Source organism: Mesorhizobium sp. M0060 (assembly GCF_040323155.1).
In the GTDB taxonomy this organism is placed as follows: Bacteria; Pseudomonadota; Alphaproteobacteria; order Rhizobiales; family Rhizobiaceae; genus Mesorhizobium.
The window spans coordinates 1-5,930 of record NZ_JAMYUP010000118.1 but is presented as its reverse complement, the minus strand read 5'-3'; the positions used below and the strand labels follow the sequence as shown (position 1 = coordinate 5,930).

Here is a 5,930-nt window from a genome sequence, read left to right as displayed (position 1 = left end):
CTACGCCTGCCGGCCGCCTGGCGTCTATCACGGTCCCTTCCGGTCGCAGACCGGGTGCCTGCTGCTCGAGCTACACTACTACGAGGCCCAACTTTTCGAATGACGTCCCAGCGACCAAGCGGTCGACCCTTCGGTGTCGGCGACGTCGCTGATCAAGGTCCTTCCACCCAGCACACTGCAGGTAGAGCAAGTCGGGTGACCTGAAACGAAACGGCGTCCGATCGATCAGGGATGGGGCGGGGAGCGCACCACCTGCCGGGCTGGCTTGTCCTGACGCTCGCCTTGGTACGACCTGACGCAGGAGATTGTCTTCGGTCCAGGTGAGATAGGCGACCTCGACCATTTCAGGCCTGACCCAATGTAACTTGCCCCATGGCAAGATTGTCCGCTCAAAGCTGGAGCGCTGGTCCGACCAAATCGTATTCGTCACCTACTGCGCCGGCCCTCACTGCAACGGTGCCGCCCGTGGAGCGCTTCGCCTTGCGGAGCTCGGTCGCCCGGTGAAGATCATGGCTGGCGGCGTTACGGGTTGGCTCGACGAAGGCTTCGAGTTGGCGAAAGGTTCAGAAAGTTGACCATTGCGATCCGAGTTGCATCGCCAGGCGATGCCGCTCGGCTCATGAACTGATTGTGGAGCATGCGACGTTCGAACGGAGCGCCGCATCTTGCACTGTCCGAACTGGAGAACCTTCTTCGAGACCCATCCCAGCCGGTCAAACTCCTCGTCGAATAGGCCCGCCCGCGGCGCTCGCACTCGATCTCGGCGCGGGTTTTCCCTTGTCTCATCGCCCTGTCAGCGCCTTGCAGATGAGCGAAACCAAGCTGTCGCGCGCTCGCTTGTGGAGTGGGCCTTTCGGCCGCCATGCAAGGAAATCATCTCCCTCATCCAATCAACCGGGTTTGTGTCGGCGTCTGGCTGGCTGAATTCCACATACAGATGCAGTTCGTCCGGCACGAAGACGACCCTCCACAATCCTTTCATGTCATTGGCAAGGTTGTAGGCGAGGACGGTCAGGGCGGGGCACTCCTTTCGCCGTGGAGTGTGCCTATCTCACGGGAAAATTCCATCGCCAGAAGTTGGTATTGACGTTCGCGCTTTCTCAGAAATCCAACGTCCGCGTGATGCCGAAAGGTGCAGCTAGCTTTTTGTGTATCTCGATTGGGAACACGGGACCGCCGCGAAAGTTCGGTGCACGCAGCGAATCCTCCCCCTCCAGGTATTGCTGCAGATCGGTATCCCGATCGGCCCGCGCTCCCCGCAAGGGCGCGGGCCTCGGCCTGTGGTGCTCATGCCATCTACTTCGATCCGCAAGATGGAATATGATCTGGATAGAAGGACCCCCTCGGTGTGGTTCGTCGCCAGCGGTAAACGGTACGAGTTTGAGGGGGTACCGCCGGAACCTTTGCCGCGTTCCGGGCCGCGTTCGCCAAGGGCCGCTATTTCAACCACCACATCCGCAACAATTTCCGCTACCGTCTGGTTGCGGGCGATAGCGACCCGGGATGACCTGACCTGCCGGCGGCTCAATCGTCCTGTCGCTCCAACCGGCGGTTGGTGGACGCGTTGCCGCTGTTGCGCTTAGGGTTGGTTACGGTCCGCGCTCACTTGGCAAGCCCAACCCCCCGCATCCCCCCGCCTGGTGCAAAGCGTTTGATCGGTCCCGCCGTTCTGGCAGTGCGGCGGGACTTTTTTGCGGTCCAGATGGAGCATCGGCGCGCGGGGAAGGCGCGGTGCACGGAGCACCCTTTTCTCATCCAACGTACGTCGGTGGCGCCCTGAAGGGTCTCAACGTCGGTCTGCCGCCAGAGCTCAACTAGCTGGACTATTGCTCGACCGGAAGCGGCTCGTGCTGCGGCTCAGCGTGGTGGAACACCTGTCCAAGATCGCGCGCGTCGAACGTTTGGCCGCAGACTGGGCAGTAGACAAAATGCTTCGACTCGTCCTCTACCGCCCCGTCATGCGGCCTGCCCTCATAGCCTGTCGCGATGTTGTCGGTTCTAATCCGGGGCATCGACAAGTGCCTTTCGTCGTTTTGGCGGCCGATATTTCTCCATTAGCCGGACCTTGTCACGGTCGACCGTCACCAGCGGCCCGAGGTCGATCGTCACGGTGTCCTCGTCGATGCGCGTGACCTCGCCTTTCAGGTCGATTTGCTGGCCTCGGTTCACCTTGGTGTGGTCGATGATGGAATGTGGGAAGTCGTAACCTGGGATAGAGACGCTTACGCGGTCCTCTGTTATCCTGCCATGGCAGTAATCGCCACCTGGTCACCAATGCCTATTCCCCGAGCCATGCCATCGATTCTGGTGCGGGCAGCGTCTTCTTCAAGAGGCTCTAATATGCGCCCGCCATCCTAAGGCTGACCTACGACCAGAGTTACAAAAGTTGAACTTCATCGGGGAACACTCCTTCTGTCTGCCTGTTGGATTTGCCAGCGCACCCCGCGCATTCAGACAGGAGAAAGAAGATGAAACGCATCCTTTTGGCTTCGGCCTTGCTGGCGGTGTCGGCCGGGCTTTCCTTTGCCCAGACGACGAGCGGAACTTCGAGCGGAACCTCGACGAGCGGAAGCTCGACCACGACAACCATGCCCAGCACGACGGATCAGGGCACCGGCACGACGAGCAGCGGGACCAACCTGTCCGGCGATCAAGGCACTGACACGACCACCACCAGCGGCACCACAAATCCGAACTCGGCCAGAGACTGCGCGCCCGGCCAGCAGACTGGCAGCGCTCAGCAGGCGGCGCCAGGTCAGCAGGACACGACGGCCAACACCGCCGCGCCGGGCCAGGTGAAAAAGACCGACGAAGGTTGCTGATTGGCACATCGGCACAGGTTGGAATCACCAGCGTGCGGCTGGCCAGTCTCCCCCGACCACCGCCTGAACTCAACTCGGCTGGCGAGCAAGTTGCCGCCAGCCGCCCCGCGGGTTTAAGGCTTGCAGCGGTCGATTCTTCGTGGATGTGCAGCCGCTGTGGGGGGTCCGTCGCCTCTCCCTCACCGGCGGCGGGCTCCTTTCGCGAAGGCGGTGTTGGTCAGAGACACCTAGAACCTTATACCGCATCCAATTTAGCTAGTTGTCATTGGGGGGAGTAATGTCCCCTCCTCTTTTGCAGCAGCCAGGAATGCCTTGCGGGCCTCCTCAGGTTCCATCTCGTCGAATATCACGGCCATGCAAACGCGCACCGCGAGGTCCCAGCAAGGGCCACGCTTGGTCCACTTCATCAGCTCCTCGCCGGCTGTCTCGGCGTTGTTGACGTTGTGGATGATCCCGAGACGCTCGGTCTTGACCGGGACCGGAGGGTTGAACCAGTGGAGGGCCATGCGGTCACTCTTTGTCGACCTTATCAAGTTCTCCAGCAAATCCCTTTGCTCAGCCGCCAACTCCCGTTCTACAGGCAGATTTAGCAGGTTGCGAAGGTAATTGCGGATTACCTCTGACTATTGAAAATGGCGCAGGGCGGCGCGCCTCCGTTGCCATGCCAGAGTGACTGAGGGTTGGCTGACAGCTATTCGCGACCGTCGAAAGCCACGCAGAGGCCCATGGCAGTTGCTGCCTCGACGATCGCCTCGGTTAGCTCTTCGTCGGAGGCCACCAAATAAGGCGCAGCCTCCCGAGCTTCGCGTAGTGCCGCTTTGATCGAGACCGTGTCGCGACGGTCCGCCCTGTTGAGGAGTACAGTGATTGCTTGCTCTAGAAGCGGACCGACCCTTCGCGCGACGCTCATCCAGCCCTCCCCAGGGACACGCCGAAGGGGACTCTACTCCCTACCTGACCGACATCAACGCCATGTACGAATCGTACAATTGGACACCTCGAACTACCGGCATTTCCAGAGTGGGTGGTGCGACAATGAGGTTGCGAACAGCCTGACGCGCGGCGGGGGCTGGATTTCGGTCGTTGGGGCTGATGCTGGTTGCCGATTTCGGCATCGCGGCGGCGTTTTCCGCCGCTCTCGCCGTCAGGCGAACGCAGTTCGCCCTTGGTGCCAGACGAAGCGGGTGAGATTGTAGGCGAGGTTGGCCATGCCGATCTTGGTGCAGGCGCGAGCGATGCCGATCGTGCGGACAAACAGGCCCATGCGGGATTTCTGCTGCGCGAAGACGTGCTCGACGAAAGCGCGGATCTTTGAGCGCCGGCCATTGGCCCGTGCCATCGCCTCGCTCATCGGCCGGCCTTTCGGCTTCTTGTGATGAATGTCGGAGACGTAGCCGTTCTTGTCCAGCCACGCCTCATTCTTCTTCGAGCGATAGGCGGTGTCGGCCCATACCGTCGAGCCGGTGTTGTTCTTGTCCAGCACGTTGCGAAGCTGCGCCCCGTCCCAAGCCGAGGCGCCGGTGACGTTCCAGCCGCGGATGAAGCCGTGGCGGCGATCGATCGAGGCATGGTTTTTGTAGCCGAAGGCGGGAACGGCGATATCGCGCTGCTTCGTCTTTCCCTCCTCATCGGCCTTGGCCTTCGAGAACTTCACGGTCCAGCGCGCGTCCCGGTCTTCTGGCGCAGCTTGGCTGGTTTCTTCTGCCACTCGTCCGGCACCTTTCCTGCCTTGATGTCAGCCTTTTCAGCACCGGAATTGCGTTGCTTCGGCGCCGCCACGATCGTGGCATCCACGATCTGGCCACCCATCGCCAGATAACCGGCCTTGGTGAGGTGCTTGTCAAAACGGGCGAACAGGTTGTCCACCGCCCGGGCCTGCGTGAGGTGCTCCCTAAACAACCAGATCGTCTTGGCGTCGGGCACCTTGTCGCCGAGCCCCAACCCGAGGAAACGCATGAAGGAAAGCCGGTCTTGGATCTGAAACTCGGTCTGATCGTCCGAGAGACTGTAGAGCGCCTGCAGAACCAGGACCTTGAACATCATCACCGCATCAAAGGGCGGCCGGCCGCCTTTGGCGCCATCGGAGCGCTTCAGCGCCTTGGCCAGCGGTTTCCGGAAAACCTCCCAAGGCACCACCGCGTTCAGCTTCTCCAGTGGATCGCCGGCCGCGCTCAGCCGGACATAACGCTCGTCAATGTCCCAGAATCCAGCCTGGCCTCGCATCCAACGCCTCCGTGCAAATCACCAGGCGAAGTGAATCAAAATGCGGTCTCGATTGCCAGGTTTTTCGAGGTGTCCAATTGGCACGGTGCTAGGCCGCAACGGTCAGCAATTTTTGGCTAGAGTTTCTGATCGGGTGATCGGATAATTGGCTCGCGCGAAGACCCCCCTCTCGACCTATAGAGCGCGCTTCGATCCGCCTTTCGTCCACAATCCCAGGTCGGTCGGTGCTGCCTAAACTGGAGGGGAGAAACAGTGGAGCGCCATGCGGCTATTCGCGGAGGTCGAACCCGACGAACATGCCAAAGGCTGGGGCAAAGTTGACAATAAACTCCACGAGTTCGCAGTCACTTTCCGCCAGATGCGGGCCGTCTCGGCGCACCGCTGCAATAGTCTCTTTAACGGAGATGGTTTGGCCGCGACGGGCTTGTAAGATCAGCTCGTGAACAAGGTGTTTGGCAGTCACCTTGTCGGATCGGCAGTTCGTCCAAACGTTCATACAAGGCCTCCCACCTCAGCGAGAACCCAAGGGCACATTCATGACCCTCTGTCGGGAAAAATCAAGAAGAAATGTTTGGCGGAATTTCTGAGCGGGAACCAGACGGACAAGCCACGAAAGAGCCTCTATACTCTTTGGACCTGACGCTCAGCCAGCCGGCTAGGGACCTTCTTCCGTCGGGCCCTGTTTGGCCCGATCAATAGCCGCAAGTAATGACTGTAGGGTTGGCGGCAGTTCTGGTTCGACCCCCAGATTTAAGAACGTTTGTACGTTATGACGATAGCCTTCGGAACGGATCAGTTTCCGAAACGCTTCGGAGACAGACTGATGGTCTGCTTTGTTGCTGGTCGTCATGTTCGGGAAGTCCGTCCCAATGAGCCGCAACTCGC

7 protein-coding genes and 2 pseudogenes are annotated in these 5,930 nt (G+C 60.4%); 2 read left to right on the top strand and 7 right to left on the bottom strand.

Annotated features, from left to right (window positions below; all coding sequences use genetic code 11):
• Nucleotides 1-362: 362 nt before the first annotated feature.
• Nucleotides 363-575, top strand: a pseudogene (locus NKJ94_RS36700) (rhodanese-like domain-containing protein); the annotation flags it as partial.
• Nucleotides 576-1,823: 1,248 nt separating this feature from the next.
• Here the strand turns inward: NKJ94_RS36700 and NKJ94_RS36695 are convergent.
• Together NKJ94_RS36695 and NKJ94_RS36690 are read right to left on the bottom strand one after the other, a co-directional pair.
• Complete coding sequence (locus NKJ94_RS36695) at nucleotides 1,824-2,012, bottom strand: hypothetical protein (protein ID WP_352532583.1); 189 nt, start codon at nucleotides 2,010-2,012, stop codon at nucleotides 1,824-1,826.
• A complete protein-coding gene (locus NKJ94_RS36690; protein WP_352532581.1) occupies nucleotides 1,999-2,169 on the bottom strand; it encodes a hypothetical protein in 171 nt (56 codons plus the stop codon). The genes NKJ94_RS36695 and NKJ94_RS36690 overlap by 14 nt, the downstream gene beginning before the upstream one ends.
• A gap of 299 nt (nucleotides 2,170-2,468) precedes the next feature.
• Here NKJ94_RS36690 and NKJ94_RS36685 point away from each other — a divergent pair, with 299 nt between their 5' ends.
• Nucleotides 2,469-2,822 (top strand): hypothetical protein, encoded by a 354-nt coding sequence (locus NKJ94_RS36685; protein WP_352532579.1) that lies wholly within the window; start codon nucleotides 2,469-2,471, stop codon nucleotides 2,820-2,822.
• A gap of 251 nt (nucleotides 2,823-3,073) precedes the next feature.
• Here NKJ94_RS36685 and NKJ94_RS36680 read toward each other — a convergent pair whose 3' ends face one another.
• From NKJ94_RS36680 to NKJ94_RS36660, 5 genes and pseudogenes are all read right to left on the bottom strand, one after another.
• The gene (locus tag NKJ94_RS36680) at nucleotides 3,074-3,328 is read right to left on the bottom strand and encodes a DUF982 domain-containing protein (RefSeq protein WP_352532577.1); all 255 of its coding nucleotides are present in this window, start codon (nucleotides 3,326-3,328) and stop codon (nucleotides 3,074-3,076) included.
• A gap of 185 nt (nucleotides 3,329-3,513) precedes the next feature.
• Nucleotides 3,514-3,732 (bottom strand): hypothetical protein, encoded by a 219-nt coding sequence (locus NKJ94_RS36675; RefSeq protein WP_352532575.1) that lies wholly within the window; start codon nucleotides 3,730-3,732, stop codon nucleotides 3,514-3,516.
• A 234-nt stretch (nucleotides 3,733-3,966) separates the two neighbouring features.
• A pseudogene (locus NKJ94_RS36670) lies at nucleotides 3,967-5,045 on the bottom strand (IS5 family transposase).
• A gap of 268 nt (nucleotides 5,046-5,313) precedes the next feature.
• Nucleotides 5,314-5,541: a hypothetical protein gene (locus NKJ94_RS36665; RefSeq protein ID WP_352532573.1), complete on the bottom strand. Its 228-nt coding sequence runs from the start codon at nucleotides 5,539-5,541 to the stop codon at nucleotides 5,314-5,316.
• Between the two features lie 159 nt (nucleotides 5,542-5,700).
• Nucleotides 5,701-5,930, bottom strand: a 230-nt coding sequence (locus tag NKJ94_RS36660; protein WP_352532571.1) for a hypothetical protein, incomplete at its 5' end; no start/stop codon positions are given.